The following is a 26,692-nucleotide window of genomic DNA, read 5'->3' as shown; positions in this document are numbered from 1 at the left end:
TTCGGTGCCGCTACAGATTCATGGCCTCTGAGCTGGGCTGTAGCGGTGTAGCGGATGTAGCGGAGTCCTGGGGAGGGGGAGGGCAGTAGCGCGCCCACGCGTCCGCCAGGTCCTCGGCGTGGAAGCCCTTGAGGACTCCGCCGGCGGTGCGGATGTTGCGGGACCGGACAGGGGTGTTGTCTGCGGTCATGTACTCGCCGAGCATCCGGGCCAGGCGCCGGTTGTCGAGGGGCTTGCCGTCGAGGTCGGCCCACGGGGCGTCATCGAGGGCGTTGAGCCGGTCGAGGATGGCGATGGTGGGCAGCTTGTCCACGCCGATCAGGACGTGGTCGCGCAGGTCGGTCAACAGCCGGATGCCGAGGCTGTGTTTATCGGTGGTCTGCGCGGCCCTGACGAGCGTCACGCACGCGTCGCGGGCCCGCTCGGGCCACTGCCCGCCGACGGCGTCCGCGATAGCCAGCAGCGGTTCCCACACGTCCGCAGGCCGGTCGGTGACGCCGTCGGGCATGTCGGGCCAAGCCCCGAGCACGAACCCGCGTGCCTGTGCGGCCCATTCGGCGAGCCGGTCACGCAGCTTGTGGCCCTCAGCCTCGTGGATGCGGGCGCGGAAGGGTTCCACGCGTTCGTTGCGGGCCCGCCGGCGCATGCGCACGACGATGGAACGGGTCAGGATCGTGTCGGGCAGGGAGCCGAGGCCAGCGACGGCGACCGCGCAGTACGAGGGGAAGGCTTGCACGGTCTGGTTCCCGCCGTCGCCAATGCACCGGTAGGTGACGCCGGTACGGCGGTGTCCGGCGTTCAGGAAGCCGCGCAGATCCTCGTTGTCCCCTGCCTTGGGTCCGAAGATGGTGTCGATCTCGTCGAACAGGATCGTGGGCCGTCCGTCGGCTCCGGACACGGCCCGGAAAAGGGCGGCGGCGGACGCGTTGACCGCGACCATCGGGTGCGGCACGAGGGTTTCCACGATCTCCAGTGCCCTCGACTTTCCCGACCCCGGTTCGGGGGACAGAAAGGCCAGGCGCGGGGTGGAGTCGAAGCAGTCGAGCAGGTGGGCGTGAGCGTCCCACAGCGCGACCGCGACGTATGCGGCATCGGTGGGGAAGACGTTGAAGCGCCGGTGGAAGGCTTCCACCTCGTCGAGCAGCGCGGCGCCGTCGATGGACTTGGGCGTCATGCGGCGGTCCTCCTTTCCAGGGGCGTCGGGGAAGCTTCCGTGCAGCCGGACTTGTGCGCGGCGTACTCGGCGACCAGCGCGGCCACCGTGAGCGGCCCGGTGGCGGTGCCGGTCTGCCCGCAGGTGCAGGCGTAGGCGGCGGTGGGGGTGTCGCCCTGCCGTGTGGACCAGCGGGCGCCGTCCCAGTGGTGGCGGTAGACCGGTGGGGCGTAGATGCGGATGCCGGGCCGCTCGGGCGTCGGGTCTTCCGCGTCGTGGCGTGCCTCGTTGCTCCGGAACCGCTCAGAACGAACAGCAGTGACGACGCCCTTGCGGGCGGCGCCTTTCGGCTCGCCCACGGTCGCCGTGTCCACAGCTTGTGGAGCGGCGTGCGGGTCGGTGGGGGTGTTGGTGGGGCAATCCAGGGCGGGGGGAGTGGGGGCCGTCATGCCGCCTGCCTCGGGGTGGCGTGGGTGATGACCCAGTCCAGTGCGCTGCGGATGGTGGTGCGGCACTCGGCCGGCGGCAGGCCCGTAGCCTCCCCCGCCCCCTGGATTGCCTCCTCCACCACGTGCCGGGGGATGTCGCCCCACGCCACAAAGCGCCCCACCTTGCAGGCGCTGCGGTGAAGGGTGACGTTGCGGCCGTGCGGCCCGCCCTCGGTCGCGGAGGCGATAACGGCGCACTCGCGTTCCAGCGCTACGCGTGCCGCGCGGGTGCCGTCGTGGACCCGCACAGGCAGCGGAGCGGGCTTGTCCGGCTCGGTGAGCAACGCAGTCAGCCAGGCGGGTAGTTCCGCCACGGGCGCGTCGTGGGCGACCTCGTACGTGCCGTCGGGGGTGGTGCTGCCGGGGGCGACGACGTAGCCGCCCCATGCGCGGGTGTCGATGTGCGGTCCGAGCCGGTTCGCGCTGTTCTTCAGGTGCACGCCGGGCGGGGCGGTGAAGTACAGGTGTTCCCCTCCGCGCGCGGTCCGCACCCGGTGGGTCGCCGGGACGGTCTGTCCGGTGCGCTCGCAGAGCGCCGCAAAGGAAGTTGCGCCGTCAGGCGCTCCTTTCGGCTCTTCGGGCTTGCACACGTCCAGGTCGATGACGAGCAGTCCGGCCGGGCCGGTCGCGATTCCGACGTTGTAGGGCTGGTGGGCCCACGCTTCGTGGATGAGCGCGGGGTCGGTGGTCGCACGCTGCTCGGGCTTGCGGTGTCCGCCCGTGCAGCGTCCGGTGCGGGGGCAGGCGCGTTCGGGGTGCCCGGCGGGGCGTTTGCTGCCGGGGTGGAGCGGGATGACGGGCCAGCCGCGTTCGGCCGCCGCGAGCGCGGAGGCGAGCAGGTCCGGCGTTAACGGCCGGTGGCCGTCTCGCCGGATGTCGGTCGTTTGGGTCATGCTGGGAGACCTCCACAGGTCTGTTGACGGTCTGGTGGAAGGCGGCGGCCCCGGTTCTTGGTCGGATGGGGGCCGCCGTCGTCTTTGGTGGTGGTTCAGGCGGCGGCGGAGTCGTCGCCGCGCGCGACGGTCAGGCAGCCGTCCATGGTGCGGGCCACAGTGCCGTCGATGGTGAGGGCTTTGACGGCCTTGGACACGGCGCTCTTGGACAGGCCCGTGATCGTGACGAGGTCCTTCTGCCGGACGGGTTCGTCGGCGGTCTCGATGGCCTTGAGGACGCGGGCGGCGGCGCCGTCCACGGCCGGTGTCGTCTCGGGTGTGGTGTCCTTGACGAGGGTGAGGGTGGGGGCGCCCGCGGCTTCCACCGTGGGTGCGATGGAGCGGGACCAGGGGGTGCGGTCGGGCAGAGCGATGACGACGCTCTTGTCCATGTAGCGGACCTTGACGGGGTCGGGCTTGCGCTTGCCGTCCCGTACGAGCGCGACGCCGGGGACGGGGAGTTCGTCGGCGTTCCAGCCCTTGGCCTGTGCGTCCTCCCCGAGGACCACGCGGGCTTCGGCCGGCGTGCGCACGGCAAGGCAGATGGAGACGCCGATCTGCGGGGCGATCTGCTTGGGGATGCCGTCGCCGATGGTGGGCTTCTGCGTCATCCACCACAGGTCGATGCACGCCGCCCGGCCCATGCGCGCCAGAGACTCCAGGCCCGGCAGTGCCGAGCGATTGACCGTGCGAGTCTTCCCGTCGGCCGTCTCGGTCTCGTAGGGGACCTTGTCAGCGGCGGTCATGACCTCGGCGCCCTCGTCGACGACGACCGTGATGCGGGGCCGGTCGGGCGTGGGGGTCCAGGTGTCCTGTCCCTTGGGCAGGACGGAGAGCCGTTCCAGCATCTCCGTCTCCAGCTCGTCGACGACGTCGATGACTTCGCGCGGGGTGGAGGCGACGCGGGCCCGGTGGTCCCACAGCCGTCCTTCCACGCGCTTGAGGTCGATGATGACGAGCGCGTTCGTCGGCCCCTCGGACGCGTCGAACAGCAGCGGCCGGGACGCCACGCTCTTGCCGGCACCGGAGCGTCCGGCGATCAGCAACCGCTCCCCGAGCGGCACGGTGACCTGCTCGCCGGTGACGGTGTCGATGCCGAGGGAGCGCCGCTCGGGCGTCCACGTCAGGTCGTCGCCGTCGGCCGCGCTGCGGGTGCGCAAGGTGATTTCCGCCCAGCCGCCTTGCTTGCCCGCCTTGATCTGCATGCGCAGGCTCGTGCGGGCGCCGAGGAGGTTGCGGATGTGGTCCTCGGCGGTGCGGAGCTTGGTCGCGGTCCAGGTGCCGTCGAGCCGGACGGCGCAGACGATCCCGGCTTCGGTCAGCTTCGGCCGGCCGGTCAGCGTGCCCGCGAGGCCACGCTGTTCAGCGTGCTCCTTCCAGTGCTGCGGCTGAAGACGCTTCAGCAACGCGCTCTCTTCGGCGGTGGGCTTGAGTCCGCTGGTGTCGCGCTCGCGCACCGCGATCCACACCGACAGGGCGGTGACGGCCGCGACGACGGCCACGGCCGACCACACCCAGACGCGGGCGGACACGTGCGGCAGCCACACGTACCCGGCGGCACCGAGCGCGGTGGCGGTCTTGGTGGCGAACAGCCACATGGGGTCGGGCACGCGCCGCTTGGCGGTGCGCAATTCGCGCTCGGCGCGGTGGCGCAGGGGGGTGACGCCTTCGGGGTCGATGGCGCGTGCGGTGGCCAGGGCGCGGCGGGCGTCGCGCACGAGCGGCTTGCGTTCGGCGCGCAGGGCGCGGCGGCGTTCGGCTTCCTTGCGCCAGTGGTCGGCGGTCCATCGGGCGGCGGTGGCGGCGTACTGGCGGTGGGTGCGCCAGACTTGTCCGTGACTCACGGGTGTCCTCTTCTCAAGGGATCGGTGGGTTGGTGGTGACGGGCCCTGCGACGGCCCGTCACCACACGCGGGTGTTACGCGCAGTGAGCGTGTTTCCGGTTTCCTGGTTTCCGAGGCGGCCTCTACGCGTGCGCGCGCGAGGACGGAAACTTCCGTCACCCTGCGTCGCTACGGTGTCTCTGGCGGCCGAACAGCCTTCCGGGGGTCAAACCCCTCCCGCACGGGGTACGCGGGCCTCTGCGGGGCGCCTGCCGGATACGGCAGGCGCGATGCAGTGGAACTGACCGAGAGGGGGAGTGGATGAGGCCGGAATCTTGGACGGCGGAGAGACTCAGATTCACGCTGTGGGTTGCCGGGGCCGTGGCCGCATTCGGCGTGGTGGGTGCCTTGTTGTCGGCAGCGGGGGCCCCGCAGACGGTTACTTGGGCCGCCGCTGCAGGAGCGGCCGTGGCCGGTGGATGGGGTGGCAACCAGCTCATGCGGCGCTACACGGAACATCGCTGAGCTACCCACACCGGGCGGGGCAGGTCTTAACGCCCCCTGCGGCCGCGCCGGGCGGGGCTCTTGGTGCTGTCGCCGACGGCGCGAACGACGGTGACGACGGCCCAGCCGAGCACGAGCGCGATGAACGCGAGCATGGCCAGGTTCGCGGCGATGGCGGTCAGCGCGCCGACGAGCAGCGGGCCGAAGTAGACGCCGGCCGCGACCGCACCGGCCCCGACTCCCGAGCCGAGCGCGACGCGCTGCACCGTGCGGTCCGGCGGCGCCTGATGGATGTGCACCACCTGCGGCCCGGCAGTCTGTGCGGGCAGATGGGTGGGGTCGGCGTAGACATGACTGCCGTCGGGGAGCTGAACGACGGTCAGCGGACGCTTGTCGGGGAGCTGTTCCATGACGCACCCTCCGGGGCGTTGTCGGGGAAAGCGCAGGCAGAGCACATGCCGTGCGACGGCGGGATGACGCATCCCGCGTCGCGGCGGCAGGCGGGGCAGATGCGGCGGGCGGCATTGGCCTTGGCCAGAGCCGCCCACCGGGCCGGGGTCATCGGACGGACCGGCTTGGCGCGGTCGACGCGGTAGAGGTAGGCGACCAACGGACCCCGCCGACGGCGGGGCCGTTCGAGCTGTGCCGCCACGTCCTGGCCGCCGGGGCGCAGGCCGAGGGCGCGGAGTTGGCGGCGGGTGGCGTAGCCGTCCGGGGCGAGCCGCCACCGGTAGACCGGCAGCGTGCCCATCACACCGCCTGAAGACCGCGCTCGGCACGCAGGGTGTCGCGCAGAGTGCGGGCGTTCGCCGGGGAGGTACGGACCTCACGGCGGATGCCCTCGGCGGTCAGCCGGGCGTCCGGCCAATCGGCCGTCGCCTTCCGCGCCTCGTCCAGCAGCTCATCCGGGCTGCGCTTCGGACGCGGGGTGCGGGCGACGTCAGGCACGCGGCCTGTAGCACGGCGCGGTCGGGTCGACTCGGCCGCCACCGTATGCCGCTCGATCGGCGCCGGGGTCGGCTGCTCGATCGCCGGGACGGGCTTGGCCGGGATGTTCGACTTGATGAAGCCGACCGCCACCGGACGGGGCAGGGCCATCACGTTCGGCGTGATCGGCTCCGGGGTCGATACCGCGAGGTCAGAACTAGACCGATTCCTCTCGGTTCCAGTCGATTCCTCCGCATTCGCGGTCGGGAGTGTGATCGGGGCGGTGCGGTGGTGCAGCACCTTCGCGACGAGGTCGGAGCCGAAGTAGATCGACCCGACCGGCAGCGACGTGGCGAGCAGGACGAGCGCCCAGTTCGCCGGGCCCCAGTCGGCCAGTCGGCCCCAGTCGACCGTGCGGCCGTGGAGCTCCGGGACCAGGCCGTGCACGTAGTTCAGCACGAGCGAGGCAATCGTGTAGGCGGCCAGCACCCGCAGCGCGAACACCCGGTCTCGCCCAGCAAGCACGAGGGTGGCGATCAAGGCCAGGGCCATCAGGCCGTCGACCACGAACGGGTAGAGCGTCGCGGCCGTGGTGTCGGCGCCGATGGCCCCGGCGATGTCACGCAGGGCATTCCAGGACACCCGAAACGCCATCGCCACCACAACGACCAGCGCGAGCACGAGGGCAGTGCGGCCCTTACGGTGCAGGTTCATGCCGCACCACCGGTCTGACCGGAACGGCCGTTGACGTGGGCGCGGTGCGCGGCGAGCACGCGCCGGCGGGCCCGGCGGATGCGCCGCTCGTCCAGCTCGCACGGCGTGCGGTCGATGACGACGATCTGCGCGTCCAGCAGCTCCATCTCCGCGCGGATGACAGGCATCTCGCGGTCGATGGCGTCCAGCTCCGCGTCCGTGGGCTCCATCCACGGCTCGAACGCGGTAACAGAGTCCTGAACAGTCACGATGTGGTCCATTGGGTCTTGTTCCTCTCACACAGGAACGGCCCGAACAGTGGCCCCGGTGTTCCCGCACCGGGGCCACACGCCGTTGAAGTCGGTAAATCCGGCTCCCCTCGGCGCCGCTCGTACGAGACGAACGGCGGAGGCAACCGGCCGCAGCAACGCTGCGGAGATCGGGTTGCGCTGTACCTCACGCGGGAGATCCCGCATGGCCGCCTACTTGGCCAAGGAGAGGCGGCGTGATCCTCATTTAGTTGTCAAGGAACCGGCGCTTCCTTCGAGCCCGTTTCACGGGGCCCTCCGGGCGGCGGACATAGGTGTGTCGAAGCAACCGCCGCTCAATCGAACCGACCGGCGGGGACATCCCTAAGGTTCCCTAGGGTTCCCTGCGGTGTCAAGCGGTAAGCTAGGGAACCTCAGGGAAGTGATGACAAGGAGCGGACGATATGGCAGGCCAGGCCGACAATCGGGCGCCGTACGCGAAGATTGCCGCCCACTACACAGAGCTGATTGCGTCTGGTCAGCTACAGCCAGGCACCCTCTTGCCGAGCATCAAGAACCTCTCGGAAGAGTGGAAGGTGAGCACGGCGACAGCCGAGAAAGCCCTGCGCAAGTTGCGCAACGAAGGGCTTGTCCGTGGCATCCACGGCATCGGTACCGAGGTGCTGGACCGGCCGGCTTCGATGTCGTCCGGCGCGCAGCGGCAGGACCGGGGACGCCGTACCGGGTCTAGCTGGGGGGCGGGTGAGCGGTCCGACTCGCACCAGGCGTCCGTGGTGCCCGCGCCCGATGAAGTGGCACAAGCGCTGGACATTCAACCCGGCTCCGACGTGGTCCGTCGTAGCCGCGTATACAGGGACCGGCATGGCATCGTCGCCCACAGCACGTCGTGGATTCCCGCGCGGTACGGGAAGCTGATCCCTCAGCTTGCAGCAAGCGAGCGGCTGACGGGGGGAACCTCGCTCCAGCTCATCGCCCAGGCGACCGGTCACCCGATCAGTCACCGCATCGACACCGCGTCGGCCCGCCTACTGACGCCGGAGTACGCGCGACTCCTGGAGTTGGACCCCGACAACCCGCTGGCGGACCCGGTGGTCGTGATGACGGCTAAATTCGTGGACAGTGAGGGCAACATCGTGGAGTACGGCGTGGACCTCGGTGGTCCAGGCCGGACATGGCGCACAGAATCGGAGGTGTCCCCGTGACGGTTGTGGATGACACGCTCATGAACGTGCTCGAAGGCCGCCCGGATGCACTTACTGGCGGCCCGCCAGGCTGGCACAATCACGTCCGAAGCTGAAGCGGAGGTGGCCGCCATCTCCCGAACCATGACGAGACCGATGCGCCCGCACCCGCCGTTCTGTGTCCTTATGGCCGGACTCCCCGGCTCCGGCAAGACGACTCTCTCCCGGGCCCTGACCGCCCGCGGGTTCATACGACTATGCCCAGACGAAGAGATGTTCAGCCGACACGGCGTCTATGGCGTGGACTTCCCGCGGGGCCTCTTCCCCACCCTTGAACGACCCGTCCTCGAAGACGTGGCGGTCGACCTCCGGGAACAGCTCAAGGCCGGGCACGACGTCGTCGTCGACCACGGCTTTTGGACCCCGGAGGACCGAGCCAAGTGGCAAGCGATCGCCACCGACGCCGGCGCCACTCCTGTACTCGTCTACCTCGCAGCCAGTCATGACGAACTATGGGCGAGGATCAGCAAGCGCAACGAGTTCCACGCTGACGATCCAAACTCGATCTACTTCTCCGAGAGCGACCTCCAGCGGTACCGCACCCGGTTCATCCCCCCTCAGACAGACGAACCACACCTGCTGTACGACGGTAACCCTGCAGTTGTGATCGCAGCTTTGAAAGAACGTTCCGGGTCACAGGACGAAGAGAGCCACTGACATCGAACTTTGAGGGCTAACTTGTCAGCGAAAGGAAAACTCGGGCAGGTATGAGTAGGTTCAGCACTAACACCAATGCGCACCACCTCCATGACATCCTGCTGCGCGTCCGAGACTCTGGAAAGAGTAAACTTCACGAGGGTTGGGCTCAGGCGCTTGAGGCACCCTACGGAAGTAGGGATTTCGTACGCTTTCATTCCGAGACTTCGGGTCTTCTCAATGCGACATGTCAAGATGTTGATGCCCTACCAGAACGTCAACGCGAAAGAATTTCACAGTACTTCCCCGCATGGTGGTCGGCCGTTACGTTCCCGAACGCCATTTGGAGCCAAGATGTAGGGTGCCAGAACGTCATATCCAGCCAAGACCTTGACATGTTGGCGGTGACCGCAGATCTCATCGCGGGGACGTTGGCTGGCAGTTCAGCGGCACCTCGCGGCGGAGAACTGTCGGATCTCAAGGATCGCTGCGAGGAGTGGATTCAACTATTGGAAAATATTCCTTCGGGAGAAATTGATGAAAGTGTACGAGATCGCCTACATGGGCAAGTGGAACATCTCATTTGGCTGATAGACAATGTCGGCCTATTTGGTGGCGCAAGGGTCGCGCAGCAGACAGAGGGTCTAGTTGGTTCCCTGACACAAGCCGTTGGCGGAATGCCCTCAACGTCCCCTTTTCGCGGGAAGCTCGGCGCAGCAGTCGTAACTCTAATGGGCGTCTTGTTCGTCTTCAATCAGGGAGTGGACTTGGCGCAATCCTCGATTGAAAACGTCAAGGGGGTTGTGCATGAAATAACGCAGACGTACGAGGATGCCACTGATTGATCACGGTGTAGACATCACTGTGAAAAGGCGTGGGGCTGCGATGCAACATGGCAGCCTTTACGAGCTTAGAAGGACGGCTCATCCACAGCCGATGCCATCTCTGCTCGGCACGTCGAGGGGCTTGACCGTAAGCCCCTCGTGGTCCAGCACGGGGAGGGCCAAACAGGGGGCCAACCGAAGCAGTCGAGCCGGAACCCTCCCGGACAGCTCCGGAGCGGAGCGAGCAAGTGAAAGGCTCCGGAGCAAGGTCCTAGAAGGGCTGATCGCGTCGGGACGAAGAGGTCGCCACCCCCGGTCGCTGTGAGAAAGGTGCACGCCGAACCGCTGGATCCACTAGACCTGACAGGATCAGCGACAGCCCGATCTTGAGAGTCAGGGGGACCATGGCCATCAACACGTGGTGGAGGAGCGACCCGAACGAGCGTTACTGGGTGGAGATCACGAACCGCGAGGACATCGGCACCAACCTGCTCGCGCCTCAAGTCGACGATAGTGGCAAGCCGTACTGGTCCTACTCGCTCGTACGCGAGGTACGGCCCGGCGATCTCGTTCTGCACTGGGACAAAAACCACGGTCCTGGCGTGGTGGGGTACTCCCACATTCGAGGTGAGGCCTTCGCCTCCACGATCACCTGGCAGAGCCGGGGCACCTACGGACGGCAGCGGAGCGCGTCCGGTCCGGAGCCCGCTTGGGAAGCTCCTCTCGGCGGCTACCGAAGGTTGGAGCAACCTGTCACTCAGGGTCGGCTCCGTGAGATCGAGCCCACGATCCGAGCTCTGCGGGATCGCCTCATAGAGGCAGTCGGGGAGCCCGTCTACTTCCCATTCGCGCTGTCAAGTACGCGGCCTCTTCGTGCTGCGCAGGGCTACCTGACCAAGCTTCCGCTGGCACTAGTCGAAGAGCTCCCAGAGCTCCGGGAGTTGCGCCAGACCGCCGTCTCCGAGCCCCACGAGCCGGAAGTCCCCGACCTGTCGCCCGCTTCGCTACCCAAGCAGCGCAGGGCGGCCACCGGCTACGGCCGGCAGCGGGACGTACAACGGCGTCAGGCCGTCGAGCGGCATGCGATGGACCTCGTGCTCAGCCACTACCGCTCACACGGCTACGAGGTTGAGGACGTGGGTGCTCACTCACCGTGGGACATCACCGCTCGCAAGAACGGGACCGAGGTCCACGTGGAGGTAAAGGGGAGCACCACTACCCGCGAGGCTATCGACTTGACCGAGGGGGAGGTTCGCCACGCCGAAGGCGTCTCCACCTGCCTGGTAGTGATAGATCAAATCGAACTCGGTGATGACCTCCGCTGCCATGGGGGACGCTGGCGTTCATGGAGCGACTGGTCACCGGCACGGGGCGAGCTTGTCGCGACCGCTTACCGCTACCCGCTGCCAGCGGGGGGCCACGGGGGGCGACCTTCTCTGTAGTCGGCCCTGCGGTCTCAGTCGTGGTCTCGTTTGCCGTTGACTCCGAGGTGATCCGGCCGCATCCGTTAACGTCCGGCAGGCCATCTGGCCAGGGGGGTAAGCAGCACGGCGAACGGCGGCGGACACCCCTGGACCAAGATCGGACAACTCGTAATGCGTAGGTCTCGGGTTCGAATCCCGAAGGCGGCTCCATTCGAAGCCCAGCTCAGATGTTCCTGAGCTGGGCTTTTCGCGTCAGCGGATGCGGCGACGGCGTAGGGAGCGGGCCGCGCGGGTGTCGGCGGTCCCAGGCGCAGGCTCAGGGCAGCCACGCTTGTAGCCGGGCCGGTGGCGATGCCGACGTCGCACGGCCGCTGGGCCCAGGCGGCGTGGGTCAGGGCTGGGTCGGTGGTGGCGCGCTCCTCCGGGATGCGGTGCCCGCCCGTGCAGCGCCCGGTGCGGGGGCAGGCGCGTTCGGCGTCCCCCGCGGGGCGCTTGCTGCCGGGGAGCGGGATGACGGACCAGCCGCATTCGGCCGCCGTGAGCGCGGAGGCGAGCAGGGCGGGCGCACGGGTCCAGCTGGCTAGGCGCGTACGGCGAGGAGTTGTGCGGGGTGTGAGCGGCTCGCGTCGGTCGGGGCCGTCGTGTGACGGTCTGACGGTTACCGCCAATAACCGGCCTCGCCCTTTGGCGGTCCTCTGCCCTGCGGTGCGGCGTCCGCCGTCGCTAGCGTCCCCGTATGACGCGACGTAGGCGCATCGGGGCGCGGCGTATCAAGGGCTTACAGCGGGTGCGTGACAGGGCGCTCAGCCGGCGGGAGAGCCGTCGGTCGGGGGGATGGGGCGGACGGCTGGGGCGGCGGGCGGAGCGTGCCCGGCCCTGGCTCCAGTTCCTCGCCGACGTGGCCTCGCTCCTGGCGAAGGTGGTGCGCTAGCGACACGACCTGGGCGTACGTCGACAGTCCCGTCGCGCCCCGCGCGGAAGCGCAGGTGCCGCACGCGGTCGCCCCGGATCACCGTGTGCGGGTCGTCGCGCAGGTGGTGGGTGTCGGCGGAGCCGAAGTACCGCTTCCCGTCGAAGACGTGGCGGCCGACCATGAGCGCGCCGATCCGCGCCATCGCCGGACCCGCGCAGTCGGCCGGCGCCTTCGGCGCCCTGGCGTGGTCGTTCGGGGCGACGTCCCCGTCGGTGCGCCAGTCGCGGGCCGGGCCGGTCATGGTCGTCGGGGAGCTGCCCACAGACGCGACGTTGTGCGTCACCACGGTGGTCAGCTGTCTCCCCTGTCCGCCGGAAGGCTGCCGCGTCCGGCCGATGTCCGGGCCTCGGTCCCAGCCGTCGCCGTCGGGTGCCCGGCCGTCGCACGGAGAGGTTGACACTGTCGGCCCGGCCCGGCCCCCGGTCCCGGCCCCGGAATTCAGCGGCCGCCAAGTTCTTCCTATGACAGGGGCGTTGACCCGGCCAGGAGCCGCCAGCAGAATGAGCGCGCATCCCTGAGAGCGCTCTCAAAGGCCGTCCGAGGCCCGCTCTCACCCGTGCTTCCAGCTCCGGCCCGAGGGAGATCCATGACCGACTTCAGCGACAGACAGGGCCCGGCGCTCAGCCGCCGCTCGCTCCTCGGGGCCGGCATCGGTGCCGCCGTGCTCACCGCGGCCGGCGCGGGCACCGCACACGCGGGTGTCTCCTCCGGCGGGAGCGGCGCCGGATCGGCCGGGCGGCGGGCGGTGGCCTTCCTCGCCGCCGCCATGGACGCCTATCCCGAGCAGGGCGGCATCCGGCTCGCCCAGAGCTACACCGACCAGGCCGGTCTCTTCAGCACCGCCTTCACCTACGACAACGGGCTCGCGATCCTCGCCCTGCTCGCCGCGCGGACGCCGGACGCGCACGCCCGCGCGGTCGCGCTCGGGGACGCGCTGCTGTACGCCCAGTCGCACGACCCCGTCCATGACGACGGGCGGTTGCGGCAGGCGTACAACGTGGGGCCGTACACCTTCTACGACGGCTCGCTCCAGCCCGACGGGTTCGTGCGGGCGGACGGCACGGCCAACGTGGGAACGCAGTTCGGGTTCACGGGGACGGCCGTCGGTGACATGGCCTGGGCCGGGATCGCACTGGCCGCGCTGGCCGGGCGGACCGGGAAGCGCCGCTTCCGTGACGGTGCCGTGCGGATCGGGGAGTGGATCGAGCGCAACGGGCGTACGGACGACGAGCCCCTCGGCGGTTACAAGTTCGGGGTCGACGGGGCCGGGGCGAAGCTGCCGTTCTCCTCCACCGAGCACAACACCGACCTCGTCGGTCTCTTCGGCCGGCTCGCCCGGCTCACGGGGGACCGCGTCTGGCGGGAGCGGCGCGCCCACGCCCGGGCCTTCGTGGAGCGGATGTGGGAGGCGGACGGCGGCTTCTTCTACACCGGCACCAACGACGGGGTGACCGTCAACCGCTCGCCGATCCCCGAGGACACCCAGACCTGGACGTACCTCGCCCTCGACGCGCGGTCCCGGGCCCGCTCCCTGGACTGGGCCGCGCGCCACCTGGCCGTCCTCGACCACGCGGGCCGGCCCAACAGCACGGTTCCGGCGGGGCAGTCGTACGAGGGCGTCACCTTCAGCTCGGCCAGTCTCCTCGCCGACGAGGGCGCCCCGATCGCCGACGGGCAGCCCAGGCCGGACCGCAACGGTGTGTGGTTCGAGGGCACCGCCCACCTCGCGCTCTCCCTGCGGGAACGGCACGGCCGGGGTGACGAGGCCCGGGCGCGGCGGCTGCTCGACTCGATCGAGCGTGCCCAGGACCGGCTCGGCGACGGCCAGACGGTCGGCGGGCGGGCTCTTCCCGCGCGGGCCGGAGTGGTGTCGGCCAGCAGCCCGATCGACACCGGGTTCGGGTTCGGGTACTACCCGTACCGGCATCTCGGGGCCACGGCCTGGTACGTGATGGCGGCCGAGCGCTTCAATCCGCTGCGGGCCTGAACGGGGCGGTGGGCGAACGCGGCACGTCGTCCCGGTGAACCACTAGCATCACGCCGATGATGGTGGGAGCCGGACGAGACGGACGAGGGACGGGCATGACGGAACCGAGGATCGCCGTGGCCGTGGTGACCATGGGCAACCGGCCCGTGGAGGTCGACGCGCTGCTGGAGTCCGTCGCCAAGCAGGACCTCGCCCCCCACCGCATCGTGGTCGTCGGCAACGGCTGCCCGCTGCCCGAGTTCGTCGAACGCCTCTCCCTGCCCGGCGAGTTCACCGGCATCGAACTCGACGAGAATCTCGGCTGCCCCGGCGGGCGCAACGCCGCCCTGGAGCGGCTGCGCGCGTTCGGGGACGTCGACGTCGTGGTCGAACTGGACGACGACGGCCTGCTCGTCGACGCCGATGTGCTGCGCCGGGTACGGGATCTGTACGCCGCCGACGACCGGCTCGGCATCGTCGGGTTCCGTATCGCCGACGAGCGCGGCGAGACCCAGCAGCGGCACGTGCCGAGGATCGGCAAGTCCGATCCGCTGCGCGGCGGTTACGTCACGGGCTTCCTGGGCGGCGGGCACGCGCTGAGCATGGCGATGCTGGCGCAGACCGGGGACTGGCCCGCGGAGTTCTTCTTCGCGCACGAGGAGACCGACCTGGCGTGGCGGGCGGTCGACGCCGGCTGGCGCATCCTCTACGCGCCCGAACTCCTCCTCCAGCACCCGAAGACCTCGCCGGCCCGGCACGCCATCTACTACCGCGTGAACGCCCGCAACCGGGTCTGGCTGACCCGGCGCCGTCTGCCGCTCCCGCTCATCCCGGTCCACCTCGGGATCTGGATGCTGCTCACGCTCGCCCGCACCCGGTCGGCGGCCGGTCTGCGGGCCTGGTTCGGCGGCTTCCTGGAGGGCGTCAGGGAACCCGCGGGCGAGCGGCGGCCCATGCGCTGGCGCACGGTGGGACGGCTCACCCGGCTGGGCCGGCCGCCGGTCATCTGAGACGCGGGACCGAGGGACCGTACGGTCGTCCGAGAGCGCGCCGGAGCGGTCCGGTCGTCCCTCACTTCGCGTCCGCGTAGCACTCCACCACCGCCGTGGTGAACGGGAACCGCACCGGCGTGTCCCCGAACGTGAGCCGTCCGGCGAGCGCGGACGCCTCGCGGATGGCGGCCACGACGGCCTCGGCCTCCTCCTCGGGACAGTGCACGATCACCTCGTCGTGCTGGAAGAAGACCAGTTCGGCCGCCATGTCCGCACAGGACCGGCGCAGCGCGGCGAGCAGCAGCAGGGCCCAGTCGGCCGCGCTGCCCTGGACGACGAAGTTTCGGGCGAAGCGGCCGCGGGCGCGGGCGTTGGTGGAGGCGTAGCCGGGCACCCAGTCCTGCGGCGCGGACCCGTCCGCCGGTCCGTCCGGCCCGGACGGGGTGTCCGGCACGGGGATGCCCGCCTCCTCGGCGGCCTCGTCCGACGCCCCGGCGGCCGGGGGCGAGGTCCGCCCCAGCCAGGTCCGCACGAGCCGCCCCTCCTCACCGGCCCGCGCTGCCTCGTCGACGTACGCGACCGCCCGGGGGAAGCGGCGGCGGAGCGCGGCCAGGTTCTTCAGCCCGTCGCCCGACGTCTGGCCGTAGACGGCGCCCAGCACGGCGAGCTTGGCCTGGGCGCGGTCGCCGGAGAAGGCGCGGTCGGAGACGGCCTGGTAGAGGTCGCTCTCCCGCGCGGCGACCTCCATCAGCCCGGGGTCCCGGGAGATCGCGGCGAGCACGCGGGGCTCCATCTGGTCGGCGTCGGCGACGACGAGCCGCCATCCCGGGTCGGCGACGACCGCGCGCCGGATCACCTTGGGGATCTGCAGGGCGCCCCCGCCGTTCGTCACCCAGCGCCCGGTGACGGTGCCGCCCGCGAGGAACTCGGGCCGGAACCGCCCGTCGCGCACCCAGTCCTGCAGCCAGGACCAGCCGTGCGCGACCCAGATCCGGTACAGCTTCTTGTACTCGACGAGGGGCTTCACCGCCGGATGGTCGACGGACTCGATCTCCCACCGCCGGGTCGACCGGACCTTGATGCCGGCCTGGGCGAACGCCTTGATCACATCGGCGGGCAGATCGGGCCGCACCCGGCGCCCGAACGCGGCCGACACCTCGTCCGCCAGCTCGGCCAGCCGGCGCGGCTCCCCGCCGCCCGCGTACCGCTCGCCGAGCAGGTCGGTGAGCACCCGGCGGTGGACGTCGGCGCTCCAGGGCAGCCCGGACCGGTTCATCTCGGCGGCGACGAGCATGCCCGCCGACTCGGCGGCGGTCAGCAGCCGCATGCGGTCGGGGTGGGCGGTGCGGTCGTGCCGCCGCTGCTGGTCGGCGTGGACCTCGGCCAGGTCGGCGAGCGGCACGGGGATCGCCTGCGGGTCGAAGAGGGAGGACTGGGCGCCCGGCTCGGCGGCGCGCTGCGGCGGGTCGGGCGGCACCGGGCCACCCCGCAGCCGGGCGAGGGCGGCGGCGGCCGACCTGGGCGTGCCGTGCCGCCCCTCGTGGCCGAGGAGGAGGGTCTCGGCGTCCTCGATGTCGTAGCACCGCTCCACGCGCACGCCCGCCGCGAGCAGGCGCGGATAGACCTCGGCGGTGGACCGCCACACCCAGCGGGTGACCCCGGGCCGTCCGCGCACCGCCTCCGCGAGGTCGGGTACGCGCAGCACCGGCCCCGCGAGCAGCCCGTCCGGGCCGAGGGGGGCGATCTCCGCGCCGCCGTCCTCGGCCGGGGCGAGCGCCCAGCGGTCGGTCATGCCGCGAGTGTGGCACCCGGGTCCGACATCGGCCTCAGCCCTGCGCCGTGCCGCCCTCGCGGGCCGCCTCCCGGGCGGTCTGCTCCCCGCTGCGGAGGTACTGCGCGAGGGCTTCGGCGATGAACGCCTCGGCGGCCTCCTTGGTGATGCCGAGGCCGGACAGGACGCCGGAGCCGTGCTCGAACTCCAGCAGGGCCAGCAGGATGTGCTCGGTGCCGATGTAGTTGTGGCCGAGACGCAGGGCCTCGCGGAAGGTGAGCTCCAGGACCTTCTTGGCGTCGGAGCCGTAGGGGATGAGCTCGGGGATCTCGTCGGCGGGGGACGGCAGGGCGGCGGTGGCGGCTTGGCGCACGGAGTCCAGGAGGACGCCCCGGTCCAGGATGGCCTTCGCGGCGATGCCGTCCGGCTCGGCCAGCAGGCCGAGGACCAGGTGCTCGGGGCGCCCTTCGGGGTTGCGGGCCGCGATGGCCTCGTTGTGGGCGGCCATCACCACGTTGCGGGCGCGCGGGGTGTAGCGGCCGAAGCCCTGCTGGGGGTCGAGGTCGTTGCCCTCCTTGGGCACGAAACGCTTCTGCGCGGCCTGCCGGGTGACGCCCATGCTCCGGCCGATGTCGGTCCAGGAGGCGCCGGACCGCCGTGCCTGGTCCACGAAGTGGCCGATCAGGTGGTCCGCCACCTCGCCGAGGTGGTCGGCGGCGATCACGGCGTCCTGGAGCTGGTCCAGGGGTTCCTCGTGGACCTTCTTGATGGCCGCGATGAGTTCGTCGAGACGGACGGATGACGTGATGCTGGGATTCGTCGACATGTGTCAACCGTAGGTTGACAGCGAGGAGGTGTCAACCGGTGGTTGACAGTTCGATTTCGCCGTCCGATACCGCCCGGTACAGCCCGGTACGGGGACGGAAGGGGTCTTGAACAGACTTACGATCGCCTGGTGAGCACGCCCAGCACCGTCGACCGCGCCTTCGAGGCCGCCCTCTGCGACACCGAGCACGCGACGCTCGACACGGGCGCCTCGCTGCTCGCCGCCGACCCCTCGTCCGACAGCGAACTGGCCCGGCGCGGCGAGGAGTTCGTGGCGGCGGCCTGGCGGCGCGGCTGGCAGCCCGCCGACGTCGTACGGCTGGTGCGGCGGGACCTGGACGACGTGCACGTACGCCTGCTGGCGGCGCTGGTCCGGGCCCAGGCGCCCCGGGACCGGGCGCGCGGACCCCGCTGGCGGGCCCAGCTCGACGCCCTGCCCGGCGAGGACCCGGCCCGCGCCGACCGCTTCTCGCACGCGACCGCCGTCCTGGAGCTGTACCGCCTGCTGCTGCGCCTGCCCGCGCTGGAGCCCCTGGAGGAGACGGCCGCCCCGTCCGGCGGGGCCGCCCGCCCGGAGTCCCGCATGCTCACCCGGGTGCGCGCGCTGCTCGCCAAGGCCGAGGCGACCGGGTTCCCGCAGGAGGCCGAGGCGCTGACCGCCAAGGCGCAGGAGCTGATGGCCCGGCACAGCATCGACGAAGCGCTCGTCGCCTCCCGTGCGCCGGCCGCGTCCGCCGATACGCCGGGCGCCTGCCGGGTCGGTGTGGAGCCGCCGTACGAGCAGGCCAAGGCCGTGCTGCTGGACGCGGTGGCGCGGGCCAACCACTGCCGCGCCGTGTGGAACGAGCCGTTCGGCTTCTCCACCGTCGTCGGGTTCGAGGCCGACCTGGAGGTGGTGGAGCTGCTGTACACCTCACTGCTCGTGCAGGCCCAGACCGCGATGACCAAGGCGGAGGCCGCCCAGCGGGCGGGCGGCCGCAAGCGGACCAAGACCTTCCGGCAGTCGTTCCTGGCGTCCTACGCCCATCGGGTGAGCGTCCGCCTCACCGCCGCCGCGCGGACGCAGGTGACCGACGACCTGCTGCCGGTCCTGGCGTCCCGCGAGGTGGCGGTAACCGATCGCCTGGACAGCATGTTCCCGCGGACCACGACGACCCGGCTGCGCGGGGTGAGCGACGACGCGGGCTGGACGCAGGGCGCGGAAGCGGCCGACCGGGCCCGCGTGGACCCACGCCGGCCGCTGACCTGAGCGTCGTCAGTCCGTCGACTGCTGGAAGCCGGTCACCGAGGCGTCCGGCGTGCGCCCGTCGCTCTTCAGGGCCACGGCGCCGTACGCCCACTTGAAGCTCCGCGTCCGGGCGGCCCCGGGCAGCCGCACCGTCGCCGTCCGCGCCGCGAGGGAGGTGTCGCCGCCCTCCTCGCCGCGGACGTAGGTGAGCGTGAAGGCGAGCGAGGCACCCTTCGCGAAGGTCGCCTTCCCGGCCGAGGCGGCGTCCGCAGCCGGGACCGCGGCGGTCGTGTTCCCGGCGACCAGCTCCACGCCGGGCAGACCCTCCACGGTGCACGGGGCGTCCCCGCGGTTGGTGACGGTGACGGGGACGTTGCCGGTGTCCCCGGCGGCGGGCGCGGCGTTGGCGGGCCCGAACCGCACGGCGAGATCGCCGACGCAACCGGAAGCGGCCCCGGTGTCCGGGCTGTTCTTCCCGTCCCCCGCGTCGTCGCAGGACGTCAGGAGGAGCGCCGCGGCGAGGGCGGCGACGGTGGCGGTGACGGAGATGGTGCGCATGGGAGTCCTCGAAGAGTCGCGTCGGTGAGCCGGTCACCGATCGGGCATCACGATCCCAGACCGGCCGTGGGCAGGCCCGTGGGCAGTTTGCCACCCTCCGCCTTGGTGTACGTCTCCACGCCGAGGTCGCCCTTCCAGGTCACCTTCAGCTCGCCCTTGCCGACGGAGTCGACGGTCCCGGCCGCCCGGTCCTTGTTGCCGTCCGTGCACTTCAGGCGGATCGTCTGCTTCCCGCCCTGCTCACCGGCCGTTCCGCTGCACACGGAGCCGCCGGTCGCGAACAGCCCGGCCTTGTCGCCGGTGACCACCAGGGCCACGGCCTTGCCGTCGGTGGTCGCCAGCCAGCTTCCCTCCAGCTCGCCGGCGGGCGCGGCCGAACCGCCTCCGGAGCCGTCTCCAGTAGCGCCGGTGCCGGCGCCGGCACCGGTCGAGGCGCCGCCGGGAGCGGAGTCGCCGTCGGAGTCGCCGCCTCCGCTGCACGCGCTGAGCGCGAGCACCCCTGCCAGGGACGCGGCCACGGCCACATTCCTGGCCCACCGGCCCGACATGGTGCGCGTACGCGGGAAAGTCGCCGAGGTCACTGGGAGCCCCCAAGCTGTAGCGGTCGGCATGGCCGGATCGGCCGGGCGTGGCCGAAACGACCGCAGCAAGTTACCAGGGAGTCGGTTCCCGGTCGCTGAGAAGGACGGGACTTCCGTGCGGCGGGCCGGGCAGACGGAGCGCGGTTGACGCATAGGAAATCCCCTACGGTTGACGCGTAGGGAATCTCCTACCTATTCTCGTGCCATGACCATCACCCACGCCTCTTTCGTCACGCTCCCCGTCGCCGACCAGGACCGTGCCCTGCGCTTCTACACCGACGTCCTCGGCTTCCGCGTCGTCGCCGATCTCGCCACGCCCCAGGGCCGATGGCTCCAGGTCGCGCCCGACGGCGCGCAGACGGTCTTCACGCTCTCCGGTCCCGGGATGGGCGGCTTCGAGCCGGGCACGACGCGGGGGATCATGTTGGTCACCACCGACGTCGACGCGGACTGCGCACGGCTCGCGGAGGCCGGGGTCGCCGTACAGGGCCCGGGTGATGTGCCCTGGGGCCGCATGGCAGGCTTCCAGGACCCCGACGGCAACGGCCTGATGCTGCTGACGGAGGCCGCTCACTGACCGGAGAGGGACGGGAATGACCACGACCGGGGTCCAGGAGGCGCCGCAGGACCGCGTCTTCGCCGCGCTGGCCAACGGCACCCGCCGCGAGGTGCTGCGACTGCTCCGCGACGGCGGGCCCCAGGCGGTCCAGGACCTGGCCGCGCACTTCGCCATGCGCCGGCCCAGCCTGTCGGAGCATCTGCGGGTGCTCCGCGAGGCCGGACTGGTCTCCGAGCAGCGGTCCGGCCGCCGGCGCATCTACCGGCTGGAGGCGGCTCCGCTCGCCGATGTGCAGGACTGGCTCCATCCGTACGAGCGGTTCTGGCGCGAGCGTCTGAAGGACCTCGGCGATCTGCTCGACCGTATGCCCGACGATGACCCGACATGAGCGCAGACCCGGGCCGCCGCCCCGAACCGGCCTCCGGGCCCCCCGATGACGACCTCACCGTCATCCGGGTGGACCAGTACTTCCCGCACCCGCCCGCCAAGGTCTGGCGCGCCCTGACCGAGCCCGAGCTGCTCGTGCAGTGGCAGATGCAGGGGGCCGAGGCGTTCCGGCTGGAGGTCGGGCACCGATACACGATGACCTCCGTGCCGCGGCCGAACACCGACTTCTCCGGCACGGTCGAGGCGGAGGTCCTCGCCTACACGCCCGAGCGGATGCTGAGCGTCCGGTGGCGCGACTCCTCCTCGTCCAACTCCGTTGACTGGACGATTACTTGGAGATTGGAACAAGAAGGGCGAGGAACGCGTCTTTTTCTAGTGCACGAGGGGTTCGATCCGGACGACCCCGCTCAGCTCATGGCGCGGAAGATCATGAGCGGGGGCTGGCGCACTCATGTGATGCGATCCCTGGGGCACGCGCTGGAAGGCATGGGGGGTTCGCGCACGTCTCAGGAGTAACCACGGGAACACCGCGCGTGCACGTGCATCTGCTCATGCATTTGCACGTGAAACCGGGCTATGATCCGCAAGCAGTCGTCCGGCACACGCACCACTGCATCACCTCATGCCTCATGGCGAAGAGCCACCGCACCATCGGGGAGCGACCTGTGGACCACGACGTGTACAACGGCATGGCGGCCACGGAGCTGGACGGGGTGGCCTGGCAGAAGAGCAGGCACAGCAACTCCCAGGGTTCCTGCGTGGAGTTCGCGCGGCTGCCCGGCGGCGATGTCGCCGTGCGCAACTCGCGCTTCCCCGACGGCCCGGCCCTCGTCTACACCCGTGCCGAGATCGAGGCGATGCTCCTCGGCGTCAAGGACGGCGAGTTCGACCACCTGGTCGTCGGCTGACGCCGCCGGCCGTACCGCGGCCCCGGACCGCACCCCGGCCCCGGAAGGGCGCGTCCGGCGCCCCGGCCGCGATGACGCGCGTAGAACCGTGGCATCGCGGCACCCGGTGTCTCCTCAGTCCGTGCGGCCGGGCTGGAGGCGGAAGAGCGCCCAGACCACCTTGCCGCCCAGGGTGCCCGCCATCGGGTGCCAGCCCCAGCCGTCGCTAAAGGCGTCGACGAGGAACAGCCCCCGGCCCGACTCCGCCGAGAAGTCGTCCGAGTCGCCCGCGACCGGGCTGTCGTGACTGGGGTCGCGCACCGCGCACACCAGTCGCTCGGTCCACCGCATCAGGTGCAGCCGCACCGGCGGGGGCTGCTCGGAGACACGGGGGGCGTTCGACGGCAGGGCGTGCCGCAGGGCGTTGGTCACCAGCTCGGAGACCACGAGGCAGACGTCGTCGAAGCGGTCGCCCAGCTCCCACTGGTCCAGGGTGCGGCGCGTGAAGCCGCGGGCTTCCCGGACGGCCTCGTACCGGGCCGGCAGGGCGCAGGAGGCGGCGTTGGAGACGGCTGCGGGGTCCAGTGGCGGAAGGCCCTGCCGTAACGGCTCGAGCATGGTCGATCCATTCGTCCCCATGCGAGGCACTCCCGGGGTTCGCGGTCGTGGCGATGCAGCGGTTGCGCGGAACCATGGTTTCGGAAGCTAAGAGCAGATGCAAGGGCAGATGCACGTGCACGTGACCGAATTGGCCATTCCCGTACCGCTTGTTGGCCATTTTTTCCGCCAACTTCACCCCCTCTTCTTGTCTTCCGCCGCTGCTTCACGAGTGGAATCCTTGGCTTCTTGCCGTCTCTGTAATCGGGCGAGTACTGCTCGAAGTGTTTTAGTGGCAGACTGCGGGCCGGGAAGACGGGTTGGGGAGGCTGGCGAACGTGAGCGCGGGAGAGCCCGGATCGGTGGTGCGACGCATGCTGCTCGGCTCGCAACTGAGGCGACTGCGGGAAGCGCGCGGAATCACCCGTGAGGCGGCTGGATACTCGATCCGCGCGTCCGAGTCGAAGATCAGCCGGATGGAGCTGGGCCGGGTGAGCTTCAAGACACGTGACGTGGAAGACCTGCTGACGCTGTACGGCATCACGGACGAGCAGGAGCGCGCCTCCCTGCTCTCTCTGGCCCGCGAGGCCAATGTCGCCGGCTGGTGGCACAGCTACTCGGACGTCCTGCCCAGCTGGTTCCCCACCTACGTCGGCCTGGAGGGCGCCGCCAGCTCGATCCGCGCCTACGAGGTGCAGTTCGTGCACGGCCTGCTGCAGACCGAGGCGTACGCCCACGCGGTGGTGAAGCGCGGCATGAAGGGCGCGAGCCCGTCCGACGTCGACAAGCGCGTCGCGCTGCGCCTGGAGCGGCAGAAGTACCTCGTCTCGGAGAACGCCCCCGAGTTCCACATCGTCCTCGACGAGGCCGCCCTGCGCCGGCCGTACGGCGACCGCGAGGTGATGCGCGGCCAGCTCCAGCACCTCATCGAGATCTCCGAGCGGCCCAACGTCCGGCTGCAGGTCATGCCGTTCGGCTTCGGCGGGCACTCCGGCGAGTCCGGCGCTTTCACCATCCTCAGCTTCCCCGAGTCCGACCTCTCCGACGTCGTCTACCTCGAGCAGCTCACGAGCGCGCTCTACCTCGACAAGCGCGAGGACGTCGCCCAGTACGAGCTCGCCCTCAAGGAGCTCCAGCAGGACAGTCCGGGCCCCGACGAGAGCCGGGATCTTCTCCGGGGACTCCGCCAACTCCTTTGAGACGCACGTACGATGACGTGTGATCAGACCGTGAGGACGATCACGATGGCGACCGCGCCGATCGGATGTCTGCAAGGGATCGAGGGATCACATGTCGTCCTGTTTCACCGACCTGGCTCAGCAGTACATCGACGGTGAGTGGCGCCCGGGCACAGGCTCCTGGGACATCATCGACTTCAACCCGTACGACGGCGAGAAGCTGGCGTCGATCACGATAGCCACGGTCGACGAGGTGGACGAGGCGTACCGGGCGGCGGCCCGCGCCCAGGAGCAGTGGGCCGCGACCAACCCCTATACCCGCCGGGCGGTCTTCGAGAAGGCGCTGCGCGTGGTCGAGGAGCGCGAGCAGGAGATCGGCGAGGCGATCGTCGCCGAGCTCGGCGGCACCCGGCTGAAGGCCGCGTTCGAACTGCACCTGGCCAAGGAGTTCCTGCGCGAGGCGGTCCATCTGGCGCTGCGGCCCGAGGGCCGGATCATCCCGTCGCCGGTGGACGGCAAGGAGAACCGCGTCTACCGGGTGCCGGTCGGTGTCGTCGGTGTCATCAGCCCGTTCAACTTCCCCTTGCTGCTCTCCCTGAAGTCGGTCGCACCGGCCCTCGCGCTCGGCAACGCCGTGGTGCTCAAGCCGCACCAGAACACCCCGATCGTCGGTGGCTCGCTGGTCGCGAAGATCTTCGAGGAGGCGGGTCTGCCGGCCGGTCTGCTCAACGTCGTCATCACCGACATCGCCGAGATAGGCGACGCGTTCATCGAGCACCCGGTCCCCAAGGTCATCTCCTTCACCGGCTCGGACAAGGTCGGCCGGCACGTCGCCACCGTCTGCGCCTCGCACTTCAAGCGCTCCGTGCTCGAACTCGGCGGCAACAGCGCGCTGGTGGTGCTGGACGACGCCGACCTCGACTACGCCGTCGACGCGGCCGTCTTCAGCCGGTTCGTCCACCAGGGTCAGGTCTGCATGGCGGCGAACCGCGTCCTCGTGGACCGTACGGTCGCCGACGCGTTCACCGAGAAGTTCGTCGCCAAGGTGAAGTCGCTCAAGGTGGGCGACCCGCGCGACCCCGAGACCGTCATCGGCCCGGTCATCAACTCCTCGCAGGCCGAGGCGCTCACCGGCACGGTCGCCCAGGCCCTCGCCGAGGGCGCGACGGCCCTGGTGCACGGCACGGCCACGGACAACCTGGTCGAGCCGTCCGTCCTGACCGATCTCCCGGCGGACTCCGCGCTGCTGCGGCAGGAGGTCTTCGGCCCGGTCGTCTTCCTCGTGCCGTTCGACGGCGAGGACGAGGCCGTACGGCTGGTCAACGACACCCCGTACGGCCTGAGCGGCGCCGTGCACACGGCCGACGTCGAGCGCGGGGTCGCCTTCGCCAAGCGGATCGACTCCGGCATGTTCCACGTGAACGACGGCACCGTCCACGACGAGCCGATCGTCCCCTTCGGCGGCGAGAAGCACTCCGGTCTCGGCCGGCTGAACGGCGAGACGATGCTGGACGCCTTCACCACCATGAAGTGGATCTCCGTGCAGCACGGCCGCAGCGGATTCCCGTTCTAACCTGGACGGCATGTCAGCCATCCGTCTCCTCGTGCTGGGCGCGGTCCGTATGCACGGCCGCGCCCACGGCTACCAGGTGCGCAACGACCTGGAGTACTGGGGCGCGCACGAGTGGTCCAACGCCAAACCGGGCTCGATCTACCACGCGCTCAAGCAGATGGCGAAGCAGGGACTGCTGCACGCGCACGAGATCGCCCCGTCCACGGCGGGCGGTCCGCCGCGCACCGAGTACGAGGTGACCGGCGAGGGCACCGAGGAGTACTTCCGGCTGCTGCGCGAGGCGCTGGTCACCTATGACCAGCGCGGGGACATGAAGACGGCCGCCGTGGGCTTCCTGGTCGACCTGCCGCGCGCGGAGGCGGTGGAACTGCTGCGTGAGCGCGTCCGGCGGATCGAGGAGTGGCGGGCGGCGGTCCTGAAGCACTACGTGCCCGAGGAAGGCCCCGAACAGCTCGGCCACATCGGCGAGATCATGAACATGTGGGTCCACACCGCCGACTCCGAGGGCGAGTGGACCCGCGGCCTCATCGACCGTGTCGAGGGCGGCGCCTACACCTTCGCGGACGAGGGCGAGCCGTTCGTCGGCATCTTGGCCGCGGGTGAGGAGAACCCGTACGCCACAGGGGAGCCGCACCCCGAGGACAGTCGCTAATCAAGTTTGACTAACCCTCCCGAGGGCAGTAGTTTCGCGGGGTAGTCAAGTTTGACTAGCGAGGGAGTCCCTGTGACCGAAGCGGCGATCACCGTCGAAGGGGTACGCAAGAGGTACGGCGGCACCACCGGCAAAAACGCACTGGACGGGCTCGATCTCACGGTCGCCCACGGCACCGTCCACGCCGTGCTCGGCCCCAACGGGGCCGGCAAGACCACCCTGGTCCGCATCCTGTCCACCCTGCTGCGGCCGGACGCCGGCCGCGTCGAGGTGGCCGGTCACGACGTCGTGCGCCAGGCCTACCAGGTACGCCGGCGCATCGGCCTGCTCGGCCAGCATGCCGCCGTGGACGAGGAGCTGGGCGGCCACCAGAACCTCGAGATGTTCGGCCGGCTCCACCACCTCGGCGCCCGCCGGGCGCGGCTGCGCGCCGACGCGCTGCTGGAGCGCTTCGGTCTCGCCGACACCGGCCGCAAACCCGTCCGGCGCTACAGCGGCGGGATGCGGCGCCGCCTCGACCTGGCCGCGTCCCTGATCACCGAACCGGACGTGCTCTTCCTGGACGAGCCCACCACCGGGCTCGACCCCCGCGGCCGCGCCGAGGTCTGGTCCGCGGTCCGCTCCCTGGTCGGCGGCGGTACCACGGTCCTGCTCAACACCCAGTACCTGGAGGAGGCCGACCAGTTGGCCGACCGCATCTCGGTCGTCGACGGCGGCCGGGTCGTCGCCGACGGCACGGCCGACCGGCTCAAGGCGCTCACCGGCGGCGACCGCATCGACGTCGTCCTGCGCGACGCCGGCGCCCTCGGCGCCGCGGTCGCCCTGCTGCCCGTACCGAAGGACGAGGTGAGCGTCGACCCCGACCGGCGGCTGCTCAGCGCCCCGGTCACCGACCGGATGGCCGCTCTCGCCGGGGTCGTACGGGCCCTGGAGGAGGCCGGGATCGAGGCCGAGGACATCGCGCTGCGCCGGCCCACGCTCGACGAGGTCTTCCTGCACCTCACCGGCGGCCCCGAGCGAGTGAAGGAGACCGTGTGACCACCCCCGCCCA

Annotated in this window: 29 protein-coding genes and 1 pseudogene; 16 read left to right on the top strand and 14 right to left on the bottom strand. The window is 70.6% G+C overall.

Annotated features, from left to right (window positions below; genetic code table 11):
* Nucleotides 1-10: 10 nt before the first annotated feature.
* The 8 genes from ABZ899_RS14530 to ABZ899_RS14495 form a co-directional block, all read right to left on the bottom strand.
* On the bottom strand, nt 11-1,174 hold the full coding sequence (locus ABZ899_RS14530; RefSeq protein ID WP_361345421.1) for a DUF3631 domain-containing protein: 1,164 nt from the start codon (nt 1,172-1,174) through the stop codon (nt 11-13).
* Entirely contained in the window at nt 1,171-1,602 is a 432-nt protein-coding gene (locus ABZ899_RS14525; RefSeq protein WP_361345419.1) for a hypothetical protein, read from the bottom strand. The genes ABZ899_RS14530 and ABZ899_RS14525 overlap by 4 nt, the downstream gene beginning before the upstream one ends.
* Nucleotides 1,599-2,534: a bifunctional DNA primase/polymerase gene (locus tag ABZ899_RS14520; protein WP_361345417.1), complete on the bottom strand. Its 936-nt coding sequence runs from the start codon at nt 2,532-2,534 to the stop codon at nt 1,599-1,601. The genes ABZ899_RS14525 and ABZ899_RS14520 overlap by 4 nt, the downstream gene beginning before the upstream one ends.
* Before the next feature lie 95 nt (nt 2,535-2,629).
* Nucleotides 2,630-4,417, bottom strand: a complete 1,788-nt coding sequence (locus ABZ899_RS14515) for a MarR family transcriptional regulator (RefSeq protein ID WP_361345415.1) — start codon at nt 4,415-4,417, stop codon at nt 2,630-2,632.
* A 530-nt stretch (nt 4,418-4,947) separates the two neighbouring features.
* Nucleotides 4,948-5,310 carry a DUF6251 family protein gene (locus tag ABZ899_RS14510; protein WP_361345413.1) on the bottom strand — a complete coding sequence of 121 codons (363 nt, stop codon included), beginning with the start codon at nt 5,308-5,310 and terminating at the stop codon, nt 4,948-4,950.
* Nucleotides 5,280-5,651, bottom strand: coding sequence for an RRQRL motif-containing zinc-binding protein (locus ABZ899_RS14505; RefSeq protein WP_361345411.1), 372 nt, complete (start codon nt 5,649-5,651; stop codon nt 5,280-5,282). Before ABZ899_RS14505 ends, ABZ899_RS14510 begins: the two co-directional genes overlap by 31 nt.
* Nucleotides 5,651-6,541, bottom strand: a complete 891-nt coding sequence (locus ABZ899_RS14500; RefSeq protein WP_361345409.1) for a DUF2637 domain-containing protein — start codon at nt 6,539-6,541, stop codon at nt 5,651-5,653. Before ABZ899_RS14500 ends, ABZ899_RS14505 begins: the two co-directional genes overlap by 1 nt.
* Nucleotides 6,538-6,801 (bottom strand): DUF6284 family protein, encoded by a 264-nt coding sequence (locus ABZ899_RS14495; protein ID WP_361345407.1) that lies wholly within the window; start codon nt 6,799-6,801, stop codon nt 6,538-6,540. The genes ABZ899_RS14500 and ABZ899_RS14495 overlap by 4 nt, the downstream gene beginning before the upstream one ends.
* Before the next feature lie 431 nt (nt 6,802-7,232).
* Here ABZ899_RS14495 and ABZ899_RS14490 point away from each other — a divergent pair, with 431 nt between their 5' ends.
* The 4 genes from ABZ899_RS14490 (at nt 7,233) to ABZ899_RS14475 (ending at nt 10,932) form a co-directional block, all read left to right on the top strand.
* Nucleotides 7,233-7,991 (top strand): GntR family transcriptional regulator, encoded by a 759-nt coding sequence (locus ABZ899_RS14490; RefSeq protein ID WP_361345405.1) that lies wholly within the window; start codon nt 7,233-7,235, stop codon nt 7,989-7,991.
* A gap of 102 nt (nt 7,992-8,093) precedes the next feature.
* Complete coding sequence (locus ABZ899_RS14485; protein ID WP_361345403.1) at nt 8,094-8,687, top strand: ATP-binding protein; 594 nt, start codon at nt 8,094-8,096, stop codon at nt 8,685-8,687.
* Nucleotides 8,688-9,070: 383 nt separating this feature from the next.
* Nucleotides 9,071-9,511, top strand: a complete 441-nt coding sequence (locus ABZ899_RS14480) for a hypothetical protein (RefSeq protein WP_361345401.1) — start codon at nt 9,071-9,073, stop codon at nt 9,509-9,511.
* A gap of 383 nt (nt 9,512-9,894) precedes the next feature.
* Entirely contained in the window at nt 9,895-10,932 is a 1,038-nt protein-coding gene (locus ABZ899_RS14475) for a DUF3883 domain-containing protein (protein ID WP_361345400.1), read from the top strand.
* A 317-nt stretch (nt 10,933-11,249) separates the two neighbouring features.
* Here the strand turns inward: ABZ899_RS14475 and ABZ899_RS14470 are convergent.
* Nucleotides 11,250-11,471, bottom strand: a pseudogene (locus ABZ899_RS14470) (bifunctional DNA primase/polymerase); the annotation flags it as partial.
* A gap of 179 nt (nt 11,472-11,650) precedes the next feature.
* Between ABZ899_RS14470 and ABZ899_RS14465 the strand changes: the two are divergent.
* The 3 genes from ABZ899_RS14465 to ABZ899_RS14455 all read left to right on the top strand — a co-directional run bounded on the left by ABZ899_RS14465 (nt 11,651) and on the right by ABZ899_RS14455 (nt 14,863).
* Complete coding sequence (locus tag ABZ899_RS14465) at nt 11,651-11,845, top strand: hypothetical protein (RefSeq protein WP_361345398.1); 195 nt, start codon at nt 11,651-11,653, stop codon at nt 11,843-11,845.
* Nucleotides 11,846-12,473: 628 nt separating this feature from the next.
* Entirely contained in the window at nt 12,474-13,874 is a 1,401-nt protein-coding gene (locus tag ABZ899_RS14460; RefSeq protein WP_361345396.1) for a Tat pathway signal sequence domain protein, read from the top strand.
* Nucleotides 13,875-13,969: 95 nt separating this feature from the next.
* Nucleotides 13,970-14,863 carry a glycosyltransferase gene (locus tag ABZ899_RS14455; protein ID WP_361345394.1) on the top strand — a complete coding sequence of 298 codons (894 nt, stop codon included), beginning with the start codon at nt 13,970-13,972 and terminating at the stop codon, nt 14,861-14,863.
* 61 nt (nt 14,864-14,924) lie between these two features.
* Here the strand turns inward: ABZ899_RS14455 and ABZ899_RS14450 are convergent, their stop codons facing one another.
* Both ABZ899_RS14450 and ABZ899_RS14445 read right to left on the bottom strand, forming a co-directional pair.
* Nucleotides 14,925-16,637, bottom strand: coding sequence for a bifunctional 3'-5' exonuclease/DNA polymerase (locus ABZ899_RS14450; RefSeq protein ID WP_361345392.1), 1,713 nt, complete (start codon nt 16,635-16,637; stop codon nt 14,925-14,927).
* 34 nt (nt 16,638-16,671) lie between these two features.
* Nucleotides 16,672-17,442 (bottom strand): Clp protease N-terminal domain-containing protein, encoded by a 771-nt coding sequence (locus ABZ899_RS14445; protein WP_361345390.1) that lies wholly within the window; start codon nt 17,440-17,442, stop codon nt 16,672-16,674.
* 129 nt (nt 17,443-17,571) lie between these two features.
* Between ABZ899_RS14445 and ABZ899_RS14440 the strand changes: the two genes are divergently transcribed.
* Nucleotides 17,572-18,690 carry a DUF2786 domain-containing protein gene (locus ABZ899_RS14440; RefSeq protein ID WP_361345388.1) on the top strand — a complete coding sequence of 373 codons (1,119 nt, stop codon included), beginning with the start codon at nt 17,572-17,574 and terminating at the stop codon, nt 18,688-18,690.
* Between the two features lie 6 nt (nt 18,691-18,696).
* Here ABZ899_RS14440 and ABZ899_RS14435 read toward each other — a convergent pair whose 3' ends face one another.
* Entirely contained in the window at nt 18,697-19,227 is a 531-nt protein-coding gene (locus ABZ899_RS14435) for a DUF4232 domain-containing protein (RefSeq protein WP_361345386.1), read from the bottom strand.
* Nucleotides 19,228-19,274: 47 nt separating this feature from the next.
* Nucleotides 19,275-19,775 (bottom strand): hypothetical protein, encoded by a 501-nt coding sequence (locus ABZ899_RS14430; RefSeq protein WP_361345785.1) that lies wholly within the window; start codon nt 19,773-19,775, stop codon nt 19,275-19,277.
* Between the two features lie 238 nt (nt 19,776-20,013).
* Between ABZ899_RS14430 and ABZ899_RS14425 the strand changes: the two genes are divergently transcribed.
* The 4 genes from ABZ899_RS14425 (at nt 20,014) to ABZ899_RS14410 (ending at nt 21,662) form a co-directional block, all read left to right on the top strand.
* Complete coding sequence (locus tag ABZ899_RS14425; RefSeq protein WP_361345384.1) at nt 20,014-20,385, top strand: VOC family protein; 372 nt, start codon at nt 20,014-20,016, stop codon at nt 20,383-20,385.
* Nucleotides 20,386-20,401: 16 nt separating this feature from the next.
* Entirely contained in the window at nt 20,402-20,755 is a 354-nt protein-coding gene (locus ABZ899_RS14420) for a metalloregulator ArsR/SmtB family transcription factor (protein ID WP_361345382.1), read from the top strand.
* Entirely contained in the window at nt 20,752-21,270 is a 519-nt protein-coding gene (locus ABZ899_RS14415) for an SRPBCC domain-containing protein (protein WP_361345380.1), read from the top strand. The genes ABZ899_RS14420 and ABZ899_RS14415 overlap by 4 nt, the downstream gene beginning before the upstream one ends.
* Nucleotides 21,271-21,443: 173 nt before the next feature.
* On the top strand, nt 21,444-21,662 hold the full coding sequence (locus ABZ899_RS14410; RefSeq protein WP_361345784.1) for a DUF397 domain-containing protein: 219 nt from the start codon (nt 21,444-21,446) through the stop codon (nt 21,660-21,662).
* Nucleotides 21,663-21,776: 114 nt separating this feature from the next.
* On the opposite strand, the gene ABZ899_RS14405 is transcribed toward ABZ899_RS14410, so the two are convergent.
* Complete coding sequence (locus ABZ899_RS14405; protein ID WP_361345378.1) at nt 21,777-22,259, bottom strand: ATP-binding protein; 483 nt, start codon at nt 22,257-22,259, stop codon at nt 21,777-21,779.
* Between the two features lie 353 nt (nt 22,260-22,612).
* Between ABZ899_RS14405 and ABZ899_RS14400 the strand changes: the two genes are divergently transcribed.
* The 4 genes from ABZ899_RS14400 to ABZ899_RS14385 all read left to right on the top strand — a co-directional run bounded on the left by ABZ899_RS14400 (nt 22,613) and on the right by ABZ899_RS14385 (nt 26,679).
* On the top strand, nt 22,613-23,437 hold the full coding sequence (locus tag ABZ899_RS14400; protein WP_361345782.1) for a helix-turn-helix transcriptional regulator: 825 nt from the start codon (nt 22,613-22,615) through the stop codon (nt 23,435-23,437).
* A gap of 91 nt (nt 23,438-23,528) precedes the next feature.
* Nucleotides 23,529-24,989 (top strand): aldehyde dehydrogenase family protein, encoded by a 1,461-nt coding sequence (locus ABZ899_RS14395; protein ID WP_361345376.1) that lies wholly within the window; start codon nt 23,529-23,531, stop codon nt 24,987-24,989.
* 10 nt (nt 24,990-24,999) lie between these two features.
* Nucleotides 25,000-25,641 carry a PadR family transcriptional regulator gene (locus tag ABZ899_RS14390; protein ID WP_361345374.1) on the top strand — a complete coding sequence of 214 codons (642 nt, stop codon included), beginning with the start codon at nt 25,000-25,002 and terminating at the stop codon, nt 25,639-25,641.
* 72 nt (nt 25,642-25,713) lie between these two features.
* Nucleotides 25,714-26,679 (top strand): ATP-binding cassette domain-containing protein, encoded by a 966-nt coding sequence (locus tag ABZ899_RS14385; protein ID WP_361345372.1) that lies wholly within the window; start codon nt 25,714-25,716, stop codon nt 26,677-26,679.
* Nucleotides 26,680-26,692: the final 13 nt, after the last annotated feature.

This window comes from Streptomyces sp. NPDC046859 (genome assembly GCF_040645135.1).
In the GTDB taxonomy this organism is placed as follows: Bacteria; Actinomycetota; Actinomycetes; order Streptomycetales; family Streptomycetaceae; genus Streptomyces.
The sequence above is the reverse complement of the archived record's forward strand: the minus strand, read 5'-3'. Positions and strand labels throughout refer to the sequence as shown.